This is a genomic window from Paenibacillus sp. FSL H8-0122 (assembly GCF_038005345.1).
Classification (GTDB): Bacteria; Bacillota; Bacilli; order Paenibacillales; family Paenibacillaceae; genus Paenibacillus_AQ.
The window spans coordinates 4,668,833-4,684,976 of sequence record NZ_JBBOTB010000001.1 but is presented as its reverse complement, the minus strand read 5'-3'; the positions used below and the strand labels follow the sequence as shown (position 1 = coordinate 4,684,976).

The following is a 16,144-nucleotide window of genomic DNA, read 5'->3' as shown; positions in this document are numbered from 1 at the left end:
TTGAGACGGAGGATTGTACGCTTTCCGGTGTATGCTGTACTGCTGCTAATGCTGCTCCTGCTGGCAAACGGCTGTAACAGCCGGAGCAGCATAGGGCTGGAATCGGTCCCGGCCGCTTCTGCCGGAGAGGAAGCGGTTTCCGGGCTGTCCGGGACCATCGTGATGCTGACGAACCGGATTGACCTGATTGAGAATGGGACCTTCAGGGACTACGCGGATGAATTCAGGAAGCGGTATCCTGAGGCGCATGTGGAATTCGAGGGGCTGTCTAACTATGCCACGGATATCCTGGTTCGCTTGTCCACCAAGGATACAGGGGATGTCCTGTTGCTGCCGGTCAATCTGCCTGCGAAGGAGCTGGAGCTTTTCTTCGAGCCTTTGAGCGGGGAACTGGCGGCGCAGGAGCGATTCACAACCTTTGCAACCTTTGGCGGCAAGCGATACGGTCTGTCTACAGGTACGACTACGAGCGGAATCGTCTACAACAAGAAGGCTTTTGAGCAGGCGGGAATTGAGCAGGTACCGCAGACGCTGGATGAGTTCTACGCGGCCTGTGCCAAGCTGAAGCAGGCGGGCATTATCCCGCTGTATATGAATTACGGGGCAGTCTGGCCGCTGCGGGAGTGGGGCAATAACCTGGTTAATTATATGACGGGTAACCCTGATTATTTGAATGATATGGTCCATGAGGACAGCCCCTGGCAGATCGGTAACGAATGGGGGCAGGCTCTGGGAATTGCCAGGACGATGCTGGCCAAGGGCTATGTCGAGGAACAGCTATTCTCCAACAGCTGGGAGATCTCCAAAGCCAGGCTGGCCAAAGGAGAAGCGGGCATGTATCTCCAGGGGAACTGGACCATCCGGCAGATTATGGATGCAGGTGCTTCACCGGAGGATATCGGCTTCTTTCCTTTTCCCTATGATAATCACCAGGTCCACTATGCTGCGCTGAATCCCGACTGGTTCATGGGGGTCAGCAGGTACAGCCGCAATAAAGAGCTTGCGATGGCTTGGCTGGAGTATTTCATTACAGAAACGCCGTATGCGAGAGACTGGGGGTTTCTTCCGGCGAAGGGTTCGGACGAACCCGCTTTACAGCAATACAGCGAGTTCCTCTCCTATCATCCGAAGCTGGTTGAGGCTACGGTGCAGACGGATGCGTTCATCGATTTGGCGAACCGGACGAAGCTGAGCTTCTGGTCGGGCGATTATATTCAAGATGTGCTCGCGGCACCGGATCTGCAGAAGTCCTTTGACCAGTTGAATGCGAAATGGAAGGAAGCGCGTATGAGTCAGCAGTCTGCTCCGTAACCGCCGGGGGCTGCGAACAAGCAAGATCAAATTCTGGAGGTAGTGTTGTGGCCAAAAAAGTAACGATGCAAAAAATAGCCGATCATCTTGGAGTCTCCAAGTTCGTCGTATCCAAATCGCTCTCCGGCAAGGACGGGGTCAATGAGACCACCCGTGAGCGGGTCATTCAAGCCGCCTCTCAGCTTGGATATTTCACCCAAAAAAACGCCTATGTGCAAAGTCCCAAGCGCCGTTCCCTGTCTGGAGAGCAAGACCGCAATAAGCAGTCCGTGCTGGTGCTGATGCCCAATATCCGCTCTCAGACCCAGGATTCACTATATTGGGGCAAGATCGTCGATGGCATTGCGCTGGCGCTGGATCAGGAGGGGCTGGGCATGGTGATTATTTCAGAGCACCGGGCTGATAATTTCGTTAATGTGCTCAATCCTGACGGCCTGCTCGGTCTGATCGGAGTAGGGCAGATCTCCACCTCACTCCTGCTCGAAGTGCACCGGATCGGGCTTCCGCTGGTCATGATCGACCATGAGGATGCTTTAATTCCGTGTGATACTGTATTTGCGAATAACATCGATTCGATGACCCGGCTCGTCAATCATCTGATAGGCACCGGACATTCTCTATTTCACTTTATCGGCAATATCCGTTACTCCCGCAGCTTCCGTGACCGCTGGATCGGGTTCCGCAGCGCCTTGGAGGAGAATCATCTGAGGGTCCCGGCCATAGGTGACGAACTGCTGCTGGAGGGAATGGATGACCAAATGCTCCGCGACGAATTCAGACGCTGGGTAGCCACCCGGAAAGAATCGGATACGCTGCCTACGGCAATTGTGTGTGCGAACGACTTTACAGCCCTCGACGTCAGTGAAATGCTGCGGGAAGCCGGACTTAGTATTCCCGCTGATATTTCGGTCACAGGCTTTGACAATATCGAGGATTCCCTGCGGGGGGTTACTCCGCTTACAACCGTGCATGTTCCTAAGGAGGCTATGGGCCGGGCAGCTGTAGAGAAGCTGCTGAAGCGTATCCAGAATCCCGCTGTACCGCTGGAGAAAATTCTGATCTCGGCAGATATCGTCCACCGGGACTCTGTAGGCAAACCCCGGTCTTGAAGCAACAAAATAACCCCGCAAAGTGGAGCTTTAGCTGAAATATAAGAATTTATATGTTGCACACGATAACTTATCCTTCTATTTCTCGCTAAAACGGTACCGTCCTCTAAAAGGACGGTACCGTTTCCGCTTGTTTGCGTTATTTCAATTGTAAATTCCGGTCGATCAAAGCGATGCGCTGCTGAACGCAAGCATAGGAACGAAGCGGATCTTCAGGAGTATTCATGACATAATCGAGCAGTTGGTCTACGGTGGTGGTAGCTACATGGATACGGGTATCGGAGGAGGCGTAGTAAATGAATACCTCTCCGTTCTCACGGGCGATTACACCGTTGCAAAAGACAACGTTAGATACGTCACCGACGCGTTCTTCGCCGTCCGGAGCAATGAAATGCCCGCCTGGGGCATGAGTTACGCGGTTAGGCTCCGCAAGGTCAGACAAGAAGGCATACAGCACATAGCGCAGTCCGGCAGCAGTGCCCCGGACACCATGGGCGATGTGCAGCCAGCCGAGCGGAGTTCTGATCGGGGCCGGGCCTTGGCCGTTCTTCACTTCTTTGATGGTATGGTAGTACCGCTGGTCTATAATCGTCTCACGGGTGATAACAGCATTCTCAATCTGCTCCGATAAGCCCCAGCCGATGCCGCCGCCGGAACCGGCGTCGATGAACCCGTCCTGCGGGCGCGTGTAGAAGGCGTACTTGCCGTCAACGAACTCTGGATGCAGGACCACGTTGCGCTGCTGGGCGGAGCCGGTCTTAAGATCGGCGAGACGCTCCCAGGTCTTGAGATCCTTGGTGCGAGCAATCCCGCACTGGGCAACTGCGCTGGACAAATCACCAGGGGGAGCGTCTGGGTCCTTGCGTTCGCTGCAGAACAGGCCGTAGATCCAGCCGTCTTCATGCTGCACAAGGCGCATATCGTAGACGTTAATATCCGGGTCTGCGGTCTCGGGAAGCACTACCGGGTGATCCCAGAAGCGGAAGCCGTCCACCCCGCTGCTGCTCTCGGCAACAGCGAAGAAGGATTTGCGGTCATTGCCTTCCACACGGGCTACGATGTAGAATTTGCCGTTCAGCTCAATGGCGCCGGGATTGAATACGCCGTTCACTCCGATTCTCTCTGCGAAATAAGGGTTGCTCTCTTCATTGAAGTCGTAACGCCAGATCAGGGGGGCGTGCTCCGCAGTGAGCAGGGGATATCTGTAGCGGTCATAAATACCGTTGCCGTAAGGCAGCTTCTCATTGGTGCGGCCGATGAGCGCTTCATAGCGCTGCGTCAACGCCTGCTTCCGTTGTTCAAAGATTGTGCTCATTCAATAATCTCCTCTACATGTAATGGTTCGCCAAGCCGTCTAATCATCTCGAAGCAGGCCCGGCTGTTATGATAGGGACATTTCCAGGCGCTCACCTTAGGTGCATGGGCCAGCGGCTGCAGGGATTCATCCACACCCCAGTGCCATTCGCCCAGCTTATGATCTATAATATATTTCTCTGTGAAGCTCCATGAGTTCTCAGCGGCTTCCAGGAACCGCGAATCTCCGGTTAACTGATACGCATTGTAGAATCCGACCATGGCTTCAGCCTGCGGCCACCAGTCTCTGGACTCATGGGCTTTATCGATGAAGCCGCTACGATCGGCCTCATTCCAGATTCCGCCATCCACTTCAATCCCCTCTGCCAGCGCGGCTTCGGCCATCGACAGGGATGCCTTATGCACACGCCCAAGCAGTTCCTCGTCCCCAAGGGTCTCTGCAGCTTCATAGAGCAGCCAGCTTCCTTCTATGTCGTGGCCGAAAGAGATAAGCTCTGACTTCACCCGCCACTCTTCATCCATGAACAGATGGAAGTGCTTGCCGTCCGAATCCAGGATATGCTCCAGCATGGTTTCGATCAGCTCAGCGAGCTTGTGTCCCAGCACTTCTGATTTCCATACCCGGTACAAACCGGTGTACCCTTCCAGCACATGCAAATGCGTATTCATGGATTTCTTCTCATTCATGTCCTTCGAACTGAGGCTTAGGGAGTCGGTCATCTCCCACTCCCGTGACAAGGCTTCGATATACCCTGTGTGAAGAGGGTCATAACCGTGCTTCTCAATTAAATGGAACAATTGGGTGGCTTGGCGCAGGACGTCTTCCCGGCCGGTGGCATGATGGTACTCAGCCAAGGCATAGATGACAAAAGCAAGTCCGTAGATTTGCTTCTTAGGCTGGGAAGCAGCACCGTGTTCATCCACCATCCAGAAGAATCCGCCAAATTCGGGATCTGTGAAATGCTGAATGAGATAATCATAGGCGCGTTCCGCCATAGTCAAATATTCTGCCGTTCCATAGATTCTGTAAGCACTTGCAAATGTCCAGAGAATCCTTGCATTCAGTACAAGGCTTTTGTCTGCACCGGGTATCACCTGCAGCTTGTTGTCCATCTCACCGATAAAGCCGCCATGAGTTTCGTCGACAGTCTGCTTCATCCAGAAGCCAAGAATGTTGTCTTTCAGCTCTGCTTCCAGCCGGGTGCGCCACACTTCGGTTGCATTGTTCATCCTGTTCTGTTCACTCCTTAATATTGCTTGCTGGTATGGGAGTTGTCTTTTTTATAATTGTTATGATTATATTAGTATATAATAATAACTATATATAACCATGTTATAACCCTTTTCGGGCTGGAATTCAAGCGGGAAATGGATGAAGTAAATTGAAGACTATAAAAGTGGATATGGACACATTTTCTATTGGATCTGTAAAGTTTATAATTAATGATAACGCTATCATTGCGGATAAAATGACGGGGGCGATAGGGTGGTAATCCGGATCATGATTGCGGATGATGAGGAAGTGATCCGCCGCGGGCTTGAGAAGATTGCTTCCAGAATGGATGTGGAAGTCAGGGTAATCGGCTCATACGGCAACGGGCTTGAGGCCTGGAACCATCTGCAGGAGCTAAGCCTGGAAGAGATCGATCTTCTTATTACAGATATCAAGATGCCGAGAATGGATGGATTCAAGCTGATTGAAGAGGCGAGAGCGCATCTCAAGCAGCTGCCAATAGCTGTACTGAGCGGCTTCAGTGAATTCGACTACGCCCGTAAGGCGATGCGCTTCGGGGTACTTGATTATCTGCTGAAGCCCATTGATAAGGCACAATTATATGATCTGCTCAAAAGTGTAGAGGCCACCCGGCAGACGCCTGCGGCTGCTCTCCCGGATGAAGTGCTGCATCAGCCTTCTGAAGGCGGGGAGCATTATGTGGTAGAGCAGATGAAGAGTATTCTTCAGCTGGAATACGGGCTTAATTTCGAGCTTGAGCGGCTGGCTGAGGCCGTGGGAATGAATGCGAGCTATATCAGCAGGCTGTTCAGGCATAAGACAGGGCAGACCATTACGGACTACCTGATCGGCATCCGCATTGTGGAGGCCAAGAAGATGCTGCTCCATCATCCGGACCTGAAGAATTATGAGATTGCTGACAAAGTCGGCTACAGTGATCCGGTCTATTTCAATAAGCTGTTCAAAAAGATGTGCGGCATGACGCCCAAGGAGTATAAAGGCCGGTACAGATCATGATATGCGCCTCTTAGAATGATACGAACACATTTGCACTGCCCTTCACCTCCCCAGAGGTGATTGAGCAGTGTTTTTCTTTATTTTATTTTTTTATATAACAAAAATAACAAATTGAAGACCAGAAAAAGCAATTTAAACCATCGTTTTAAGCATTATAACGGTCTATAATGGCAATGTAAGCGATAACAACATGCAATTTAAGTGTATTTTGGAATGGTTAGGGTTCTATTTGTTGGGTGGATCATTATGTTGTTATTGTTTTGTTATTGTTCTATGACGTTCCAAATGAAGAGAGGGGTCAGAAATATGATGAAAAAAACCAAAGCAGTTACCGGGTTGGCAGCGCTGACACTGATGGCCGGGCTGTTCTCCGGCTGTGCATCTGACAACAATAATACCACTAATGCGGCAGCAACCAATGCAGGCGGCAACACGGGTACCACTGCGGAGGCAACAGCCGCTCCAGAGGGAGATGCCGCGAAGGAGCTCAAGGGTGATATTACAGTGATTACGCAGCGGACGGATATCGTGGATACCGTGTTCAAAGACTACGCCGCCAAGTTCAATGAGAAATATCCAAATATTAAAGTGAATTTCGAAGCCTTATCCAACTATGAGGATCAGATCAAAATCCGCATGAGCACCAGTGATTACGGGGATGTTCTGCTGCTGCCTACCAGCGTAGCGATCAAGGATCTGCCGGACTTCTTCGAGCCGCTGGGTAAAAAGTCTGACCTGGAGCAGCAATATACAGGCCTGGAAGAGCGGACAGTAGACGGGATTTCCTACGGCATTCCGATTACGGTTAATTTCTCCGGCGTGATCTACAACAAGCAGGTCTTCAAGGATGCCGGAGTGACCGAGGTTCCAAGAACCTTTGACCAGTTCTCCGCCGCACTGAAGAGCATCAAGGAGAAGACGGATGCGGTCCCTCTCTACACGAACTATGCTGCGGGCTGGACGCTGACCCAGTGGGAAGCGGATCTGGCTACCGTTGCCGGAGACCGTGAATATGTCAACATCGGCCAGGTGGCCTCCGACGATAACTTCGTTCCAGGCCAGCCGCACTACGAGCTGTATAAGGTAATGTACGATGCAGCCAAAGACGGTCTGATCGAAGAGGACCCGACGACTACAGACTGGGAATCCTCCAAGGCAGATCTGGCGAACGGTAAAATCGGTACGATGATGCTTGGCTCCTGGGCCATCGGTCAGATTAAAGGGCTGGCTGCCAGCCCGGATGATATAGGCTTCATGCCATTCCCTACCAACGCCGACAAGATCCTGGTGCCTCTGTCTGACGACTATAATCTGGGGGTTAGCCTTCACAGTAAAAACAAAGAGGCCGCCAGAGCCTGGGTAGACTGGTTCATCAATGAATCCGGTTACCCGACTACTGAAGGCGGGGGCATGAGCCCTGTAAAAGGAGCGGAATTGCCGGAAATTCTCAAGCAATTTGCAGGCACAGACATTACCTTTGACACGCTTGCTCCAGCCAAAGCCGGTGAAGAGGGCTGGGTGGATGCCATTGATAAAGAAGCTGAAATCGGTCTCTGGCAGCCTGACTTCAAGAAAGTAATCATCGAGGCGGCGATTGGCAACCGCAAGCAATCCTATGATGACATTATGAAAGAACTGAATGATAAATGGAAAGCAGCCAGAGCCAAAATTGTGACTGCCAAGTAAATTAAAGAACAAAGGAAAGGGGAGATGCCGGTAACGGCATAATCCCCTTCACTTTTGCAGGGATGGAAGCGGACTTAAGAGCAGTAAGTTTTCTGGAGGTGTGGAGAGTGCCCAAATTGTCTAACCTGAGCTATAAAAATCAACGGATTTTGATCATCTTTTTATTTTCGCTAGTACCTGTAGTTCTGCTGCTGACATTCTCCTATTTACCTGTGCTCAAAATGTTTCAGTACAGCTTCACCAGCTGGAACGGGCTAAGCAAAAATATGGAGTATATCGGCTTCGATAACTATAAGACGATCTTTACCAAGCCGGAGTACTTCGCCGTATTCAAGGTCAGCTTGTATTACTTTTTTGCCACCTTTGTCCAGATGGGGCTGGCGCTTTATTTTGCCACGATTCTGAGCTTCAATGTCCGGATGAAGAACTGGTTCAAGGGGATTCTGTTCTTTCCGACCTTGCTGAACGGTGTGGCGATCGGGTTCATCTTCCTGTTCTTCTTCAAGCCGGAAGGCACTCTTAATACCATTCTTGATCTGCTTGGCCTCGGGGCGCTGCAACAGAAATGGCTGCTGAATCCGCAGCTCATTAACATCTCTCTCGCTTTTGCCTCGGTATGGAGGTATATGGGGATGAACTTTATTATCTTCCTGGGCGCAATCTCCTCGATCGGCAGCGATATCTATGAAGCCTCGGAGATAGACGGCGCTAACCGCTGGCATCAGTTCCGGCATATTATCATCCCAAGCATCAAGCGTATCCTCCAGCTCAATCTGATCCTCGCGGTCAGCGGGGCGATCGGGGTGTTTGAAATTCCGTACGTTATGACCGGCGGCTCTAACGGCAGCGGCACTTTTGTCATCCAGACCGTCGATGTGGCCTTCAAATACAGTAAGCTGGGGCTGGCTTCGGCAATGGCTGTGGTCCTGCTGGGCATCGTTGTTCTGGTTACCATTCTGCAGCGCATTCTGATCAAGGAGGAGAAATAGAGCGATGCATACCTTGAAATACAATCTGGCGGCCTTCTTCAAATATCTCTCCCTGGTGCTGGGTGCGCTGATGGCGCTGATCCCGATTGTCGTTGTCTTCTTCGCCTCCTTGAAGACCAATGCTGAGTACGCTTCAACCGGTCCGCTGACCCTGCCGGAGAACTGGCTGAATTTCGCCAACTACACCAAAGCCTTCGTAGACGGGAACATGCTGCTCGGCTTCATGAACACGATTATTATTGTGTTGATCTCCATCGCCGGCGCCACACTTACCGGTTCGATGATGGCTTACATTCTGGCCCGGTTCAAATTCAGAGGCAGCAAGGCGCTGATGGGGGCTTTTCTGCTGGCTACGCTGATTCCCGGAGTAACTACCCAAGTAGCAACTTTTCAGATTATCAATGCTCTGGATTTGTTCAATACCCGCTGGGCGCCGATTCTGATGTATCTGGGGACCGATATTATCGCTGTCTATATCTTCATGCAGTTCCTGGACTCGATCTCTGAATCGCTGGATGAATCCGCAATGCTGGATGGTGCCTCCTACTGGACGATCTACTGGAGAATCATTCTTCCGCTGCTGAGTCCGGCCATTGTGACGGTGATCATCGTGAAGGGTGTTAATATCTACAATGACTTCTACACCCCGTTCCTGTATATGCCAAAAAGCAGCCTGCAGGTCGTATCTACCGCACTGTTCAAATTCAAAGGACCCTATGGCTCCCAGTGGGAGGTTATCTGCGCCGCGATTATGATCGCCATCATTCCGACGCTGATTGCGTTCGTAGCGCTGCAAAAATACATTTATAACGGCTTCGCCCAAGGGTCGGTCAAATAAAACGGATGCCGTACACTACACTTATCCGCAGCGACTGCTGTATTTAACATTTGGAGGGATTCTATTATGAGAGAAGTAAAGCTGACTGGCAGCCACAGCCTGCCGAATATACCATGGCAGGACAGACCTGCCGGGAATGATAATCCGGTCTGGAGGCATAGCGATAACCCGGTGATCAGGCGCAATCCGGCCAAAGGGGCCGCCCGTATCTTCAACAGCGCCGTGATTGCTTATGAAGGCAGCTTCCTGGGAGTCTTCCGCGTGGAAGATCACACGACCCGCCCCCATCTGCGGATGGGCCGCAGCGTGAACGGCCTGGATTGGGTCATTGATGAGCAGCCGATCCAATTCACAGACGAGACAGGTAACCCTTACATGCCTCGTTACGCGTACGATCCCCGTCTGGTGAAGGTGGAGGATACGTATTACATCATCTGGTGCACAGACTTCTATGGAGCAGCCATCGGTGTAGCGAAGACACAGGATTTCAAGCATTTCATCAGCCTGGAGAATCCGTTCCTGCCGTTCAACCGCAACGGCGTGCTGTTCCCGAAGAAAATAGGCGGCAATTTCGTCATGCTCTCCCGTCCAAGCGACAGCGGACATACGCCGTTCGGTGATGTCTTCCTGAGCGAGAGCCCTGACTTCGTATACTGGGGCAAACACCGTCATGTCATGACCAAGGGCGGACAAGGCTGGTGGCAGAGCACCAAGATCGGCGGCGGACCTGCGCCCATTGAGACCTCGGAAGGCTGGCTGATGTTCTATCACGGGGTTACAGGGACCTGCAACGGTCTCGTCTACAGCATGGGCGCTGTGATTCTGGATGCGGATGAGCCTTCGAGAGTGAAATACCGCTCCCGGAACTTCGTGCTGACCCCGGAAGAGTGGTATGAAGAAAGAGGGTTTGTCAACAACGTGCTCTTCCCTTGTGCTGCGCTGAACGATGCGGATACCGGCCGGATTGCCATCTATTACGGGGCTGCGGATACCTATGTTGGTGTTGCCTACACTACTGTCCAAGAGATTGTTAACTACGTAATCGATACTCATGAAGAGGTTGGCGATGATGCCGGTCCTGGTAAGATCTAGACCTGTCCGCCATCCGACGCAATTTGCTGCATACAACAAAATCACAGCCACCAAGGAGCTGATGGTATATCATGAATAGGATCATGAATATCAAGAATACATAGAATCTGGCGGTGGTTTTTTGAGCAGTTCAACAGTTCGCAGTAGCTCTATTCTTTCTCGGCTGCATCCCTCCAAGTCTCTGGGGATGCGGCTCTTTCTGGTTTTTTTCATCGCGACCATGGGTATTGTGCTGTCTCTGGGGTATATTTCCTACGCTGTGGCGAGACACACGATTGAGAACAATGCATTGTCCGCTAATCAGCAGACCGTGGAGCAGACGGCAGAGAAGCTGGATGTGAGTCTGCTGCGCTATGAAGATAATCTGGGTCAGCTGTTCTACAATGAGGATATTCAGCAGGCTATTGCCTTGGAAGGTCTTGCTGCCGCGGATTCAGCGAAGCGCACGGAGCTGTCCGAGACGATTAACGGGGAGCTCGATCAATGGCTCTCGGCCGTGCCTGGGGTGCAGGCAGTGTATCTGGTTCCGCTGGATGAAGCGTTGCCCGCTGCCGGAGCCGGTGAAGTGGACAATGATTTCCTGGCGGCTATCCGTGATGCAGCATGGTACAAGCAGCTGCAGGAGAAGCCGCAGAGCCAGTGGATTACTGAAGCGTTGAAGCAGGGAGAGGCCGCAGGAGTAGTGCGTTTCGCTAAGTCTGTGGCGGCGGAAGCGGGTCACACCGGTTATCTGGCGGTCTGCGATATTAAGACTACAGAGCTTGACAGCCAGCTGAAAATGGTTGATCTGGGCCAGGGTTCCTATATCCAGCTGCTGACGTCCTCAGATGAGCTGATCGCCTCTTCCCAGCAAGAGGAGACGGACACCTATCTGCGTCTGGGCGGCACTCTGTTCAAGGGCTTAAGCGACACCTCCGGCTCTCTGCCGACCAAAGATGAGCAGGGCAAATCCATTCTTGCGGTCTACGGCACGCTGCATACCTCCGGCTGGAGGCTGCTCGGTGTGGTGCCTTCCGGCAATCTGACCAAGGACGCGGGACGGATTCTTAACACGACCTACCTGGCGGTGGCCGCCGCTGCCGCCGTTGCCGTGCTGATTGGACTCTGGATGGTACGGATGGTCTCGCGTCCGCTCTCACGGCTGCGGGATCTGATGGTTAAGGGGGCAGACGGGGATCTGCGCGTACGCACTGATGTCGTCACCCGTGATGAGATAGGCCAGCTGTCCGGCTCCTTCAACCTGATGATGGAGCAGATTACAGAGCTGGTCGTCCACACCAATGAGACCGCGCGTGAGGTTACGGAAGCAGCGGAAGCCCTTGGCAATGCCTCGCGGGACACAGCGGTGGCAGCGAAGGATATTGCCGCAGCCACGGAAGAGATTGCCGGCGGTGCCGGCAGCCTCTCACTGGAGGCGGACCGGGGGAATGAGATGACGGCTCAGATCTCGGAGAAGATGGAAGCTGTCATTGCAGTAGCCCATGAGATTGGCGGAACTGCGCATAGTGTGGAGCAAGCGAGTGCAGAGGGGGTAGTCAAGCTGCAGGAGCTGCTGGGCAGAACGCAAGAGACTGGCGACAGGACAGGCAAGCTGGTCCTTAAGGTGAATGAGCTTAAGGATACTGCCTCATCGGTCATTCAGGTGCTGGAGGTCATGCAGAGCATCACCCAGCAGACCAATATCCTGTCGCTGAACGCCACTATTGAAGCGGCGCGGGCAGGCGAAGCGGGCAAGGGCTTCACGGTTGTCGCTGATGAAATCCGCCAGCTGGCGGAGCAGTCCAAGCGTTCCATTGCCGTGGTGGGCGAGATTACGGACCGGATCATGCGGGATATGCATGAGACGGTAGACGCCTTGTCCGAGGTTGCGCCGCTGTTCGGGGAGCAGATGGACTATGTTCAGAACACCAGTGAGATCTTCATTAGTGTGCAGGGGCAGATGCATCAGCTGATCACCAGGCTGGATTCGGTATCTTCTTCGATTGACGGCCTGAACCACTCACAGCAGGTCTTGTCAGAGACGATAGGCAATGTCAGCTCCTTCGCCGAAGAATCCTCGGCCGCCTCTGAAGAGGTAGCCTCCCTGACCGGAGAACAGGAGAATGTCAGCGAATATCTGGTTACGCTCTCCGGTAAGCTGGAGAATGCTTCCTCCAGACTGCGGGAGCGATTATCCAAGTTCAACGTGTGATCTGTTCATCAGCGCCGCCTTTCCCTAGAGGGAAGGCGGTTTTTTGGCATGTAAGCTAAAAACCGAATACAGTGTGCTGGGCTCCTCCCAAAAGTGCAACATTACCATTACTGCTCCTTAAAAGCGGCCGTAGAGAGAGGCATTAGCATCGTTCACCCGCAGGGTTATTTTGCTTCATGAGGTGGGCATAATATTAGCCATGGTTCTGCAGCCCACTGGATGGAGGAATAGCAATTGCACAAGCTGATTCATAGACGTATCTTTTGGGGATGCCTGATCCTGTGTATGCTGCTGGCGGGCCTGATGATCAGGCTGGCCTGGGTACAGCTGCTGCTGAAGGATAGTGTAGTAAGCGGCACCCGTTACACAGTAGCTCAGATGGCAGAGCTGCAAAGTGAGCGGGAGACGGTGCTGGACAGCGGAAGAGGACGGCTGTATGACAAACACGGAAGGGCGCTGGCTGGAGAGACGGTGTGGACCGCTGCGCTGTTCCCGCCGGAGGAAGAGCTTCACCGGCATCATGGTGCCGGTGAATATAACGATGACCAGCAGCTTCACCGTCTGGCGGAGATTCTTGGCGTCAGCTACAGCCAGCTGCAGGCAAGACGGCTGGGGCTGAAGGAGCCGCTGCTCTGGCCTTCCGGCCAAGGCACGGGACCGCTGGCCTTGACTCTGCCGCAAGCCAGAGAAGTGGAGGCGCTTGCGATCGAAGGTGTCCGGGCGCTGCCTTTTGCCCGCAGATATAACGGGTCTGCATCCGGCCGACAGTGGCTCGGTTATCTGTCTGAAGCTTCAGGCGAAGCTGTCACTCAATCCCCTACAGGGCTGAGAATTCCAAGAACCGGTACAGACGGGCTGGAGAAGACGCTGGAGCCGCTGCTGCAGGGCGTGGGGCACACGGAGGCTGTTGCCCAGGTAGACGCGCGCGGCAAACGGGTTCCGGGAAGCCCGATCACAGTCAAGGCGCCGGGCAACCCCTATTATCCGTTGTCTCTATATACCACAATTGATCTGAAGCTTCAGGAGAGCATTGAGCAGCTGGCGGCGGAAGCCGGGGTGAAGGAAGGGGCGGTTGTGGTAATGGACAGCCGGAGCGGTGATATCGCAGCGATGGTCTCCTTGCCGTTCTACAATCCTCAGCAGGTCTCACCGCAAGGTGGAGAATGGAACAACCGTGCTCTTCAAGCGGCCGCCCCGGGCTCCATCTTCAAAATTGTGACGGCCGCTGCCGCACTTGAAGCCGGGCTGACCACACCGGAGGAGCCCTTCTTCTGTGCTGGAGCATATGGGAAATACGGATTGTCCTGTCCCCACGGCAAAGGACACGGCGCCCTTACGCTTAAGCAAGGGTTCGCCGTGTCCTGTAATACTGTATTTGCTACGCTGGCCGAGCGGCTGAGCGGTGTGAAGCTTCAAGCTACCGCCCTTGCCCTTGGACTGGGCCGGAGCATCGGGTGGCAGGCGGAGAATACGCTCGGTCTGCCGTTGCTCCGGCCGCTGGCCGGAGAGCAGCCGGGTACCATCTTCACCACGCTCCTGCCGGATGACGGCGGGGCGAGAGTCCAGACGGCGATCGGCCAGCGCGATGTGCGGATCACTCCGCTGCAGGCGGCGAATCTGGTCGTCACCCTGCTGCATGGCGGTGAGGTGAGAGCGCCGCGGATTCTGGAACGGGTTGCTTTTGCCAATGGACAGACGCTTAAGGAGCTTCCGGGACATCTGGCGCCAGCGCCGGAGGGCCGGATCGCTCCGGCCACTGCCCGTGTGCTGCTGGGTATGATGCGCAGCGTAGTCACAGAGGGCACAGGCCGGATGCTGAAGCCTTCCGCTTGGCCGCTCGCCGGCAAATCAGGCACGGCCCAGACGCTGGTGCATGGCACGCCGCGCAACAATCAATGGTTCATCGGCTATGGTCCGGTTGACCATCCGAAATATGCGGTGTCTGTGGCGATAGAGAATGTGGCTCCAGACAGTCCGCAGGCCGCCACCCGCCTGTTCGGTCAGGTGTTCGAGCTGTTGTCGGGACTGGAAGGCGGATCAACCGGGGCCTGAGGGCCTGGACCGGCAGGCTGCGCATTAGACTCGGCATTCCCGGCTGGACTGCCGCTTACGGGACCGCCTGCCGTAGAGGTCCCCGAGGCCGCGAAGGGCGAGACGACGAACTCTTCCTGCGGCAGATAGATCCACTGCTGGAGATATCCCTGCTGGAGCAGCTCCTTGAGCAGAATCAGCAGAATCGGCGACAGAATGAGTCCTGCTATCCCGAACAGGGAGGAGGACAGAATCACGAAGGAGAGCATCAGGAAGGCAGAGGAGACACCGATCGAATTCCCTGTGATTTTGGGCTCCAGCAGCTGTCTAACTACCATTACTACAGCCAGCAGAACGATGAGCCCGATAGCAAGCGAAGTATTTCCGACAATGAACAGATAGATGATCCAAGGGATCAGCACCGCAGGTACTCCAAGCAGCGGCAGCAGATCGACCACGGCGCAGACCAGCGCGATGGTGAGTACATTGCCCGTCCGAAGAATCAGCAGGCCAGCAAGAATAATGACGAAGGTGATGCTGATCAGGATCATCTGTGCTTTGATATAAGAACCGATAGCCTTGAACACATTGCCCTGCAGGAAGGCATAGGCGGTCTTGAACGTCTTCGGCAGCTTCTCATGGGCAATTCGGCGCCAGTCCTTAATCTCCATGCTGAGGAAGAAGGCGAGAATGATCGCAATCCCGAAATTAGCCATAAAGGAAGAGAAGGAGCCAAGCACTCCGACCATATACTTGAAGAAGGCGACCATCCACTTCGAGAGAATATTGGTGGCATCTGTGAAATAACCGTTCAGCTTATCCGTCACATCGGATGGAAGCGAATCGATTTTGTGCTGAAGATAGGTCGTAGTCTCTGCGAAATGCTGCTGGACCACGTATGTATATTTGGGCAGATTATTCTGAAGGTGAATCGCCTGGGTCGTAATCAGCAGTCCGGCACCAAACAGGACGCCCAGCAGAATGACCAGGAAGAGCACCACGGAGATCGCGGAGGCGAAGGGCTTGGCCATTCCCTTGCGGTTCAGGAAGCGGGCCAGCGGCTCAATCAGCAGAAATACAAAAAAGGACAGGAACACCGGCGCAGCCAGCTCGTACAATTTACTGAAGCCGAGCATCACTAAATATACGGTCAGAACAAGCAGCCCAATGTCGAAAAAGGTGCGCCAATATTTTTTGTACAGCGGCAGCATAGATTTAAACGACCCCTTTGTGAAGATGAATTTGTAACCTGCACTTCAACTCATTGTACACGATTTTAATAAAAAACGTCTATTTCTTTGGCAGCTGTGTTAAACTAGGAGGTGATGTTTT

Annotated in this window: 12 protein-coding genes; 9 read left to right on the top strand and 3 right to left on the bottom strand. The window is 53.5% G+C overall.

All coding sequences use genetic code 11. The features are described from left to right. Both NSS64_RS20210 and NSS64_RS20205 read left to right on the top strand, forming a co-directional pair. On the top strand, positions 1–1,311 hold the full coding sequence (locus NSS64_RS20210) for an ABC transporter substrate-binding protein (protein ID WP_445667805.1): 1,311 nt from the start codon (positions 1–3) through the stop codon (positions 1,309–1,311). 47 nt (positions 1,312–1,358) lie between these two features. After that, positions 1,359–2,420 (top strand): LacI family DNA-binding transcriptional regulator, encoded by a 1,062-nt coding sequence (locus NSS64_RS20205; RefSeq protein WP_341141299.1) that lies wholly within the window; start codon positions 1,359–1,361, stop codon positions 2,418–2,420. A 139-nt stretch (positions 2,421–2,559) separates the two neighbouring features. Here the strand turns inward: NSS64_RS20205 and NSS64_RS20200 are convergent, their stop codons facing one another. Both NSS64_RS20200 and NSS64_RS20195 read right to left on the bottom strand, forming a co-directional pair. Continuing rightward, positions 2,560–3,735: a glycoside hydrolase family 130 protein gene (locus NSS64_RS20200; protein ID WP_341141298.1), complete on the bottom strand. Its 1,176-nt coding sequence runs from the start codon at positions 3,733–3,735 to the stop codon at positions 2,560–2,562. After that, complete coding sequence (locus NSS64_RS20195) at positions 3,732–4,964, bottom strand: AGE family epimerase/isomerase (protein ID WP_341141297.1); 1,233 nt, start codon at positions 4,962–4,964, stop codon at positions 3,732–3,734. Before NSS64_RS20195 ends, NSS64_RS20200 begins: the two co-directional genes overlap by 4 nt. 256 nt (positions 4,965–5,220) lie before the next feature. Between NSS64_RS20195 and NSS64_RS20190 the strand changes: the two genes are divergently transcribed. The 7 genes from NSS64_RS20190 (at position 5,221) to NSS64_RS20155 (ending at position 14,833) form a co-directional block, all read left to right on the top strand. Beyond that, positions 5,221–5,985, top strand: coding sequence for a response regulator (locus tag NSS64_RS20190; protein WP_341141296.1), 765 nt, complete (start codon positions 5,221–5,223; stop codon positions 5,983–5,985). Between the two features lie 309 nt (positions 5,986–6,294). Further along, positions 6,295–7,671, top strand: coding sequence for an ABC transporter substrate-binding protein (locus NSS64_RS20185; RefSeq protein WP_341142855.1), 1,377 nt, complete (start codon positions 6,295–6,297; stop codon positions 7,669–7,671). 107 nt (positions 7,672–7,778) lie between these two features. After that, on the top strand, positions 7,779–8,660 hold the full coding sequence (locus NSS64_RS20180) for a carbohydrate ABC transporter permease (protein ID WP_341141295.1): 882 nt from the start codon (positions 7,779–7,781) through the stop codon (positions 8,658–8,660). 4 nt (positions 8,661–8,664) lie between these two features. After that, positions 8,665–9,498, top strand: coding sequence for a carbohydrate ABC transporter permease (locus tag NSS64_RS20175; protein WP_339254863.1), 834 nt, complete (start codon positions 8,665–8,667; stop codon positions 9,496–9,498). Between the two features lie 66 nt (positions 9,499–9,564). Next, positions 9,565–10,590 (top strand): glycoside hydrolase family 130 protein, encoded by a 1,026-nt coding sequence (locus NSS64_RS20170; protein WP_341141294.1) that lies wholly within the window; start codon positions 9,565–9,567, stop codon positions 10,588–10,590. A gap of 121 nt (positions 10,591–10,711) precedes the next feature. Further along, entirely contained in the window at positions 10,712–12,781 is a 2,070-nt protein-coding gene (locus tag NSS64_RS20160; RefSeq protein WP_341141293.1) for a methyl-accepting chemotaxis protein, read from the top strand. 234 nt (positions 12,782–13,015) lie between these two features. Further along, a complete protein-coding gene (locus NSS64_RS20155; RefSeq protein ID WP_341141292.1) occupies positions 13,016–14,833 on the top strand; it encodes a peptidoglycan D,D-transpeptidase FtsI family protein in 1,818 nt (605 codons plus the stop codon). Here NSS64_RS20155 and NSS64_RS20150 read toward each other — a convergent pair. Beyond that, positions 14,782–16,023 (bottom strand): AI-2E family transporter, encoded by a 1,242-nt coding sequence (locus NSS64_RS20150; RefSeq protein WP_341141291.1) that lies wholly within the window; start codon positions 16,021–16,023, stop codon positions 14,782–14,784. The two genes, NSS64_RS20155 and NSS64_RS20150, sit on opposite strands and share 52 nt — an antisense overlap. Between the last annotated feature and the right edge of the window lie 121 nt (positions 16,024–16,144).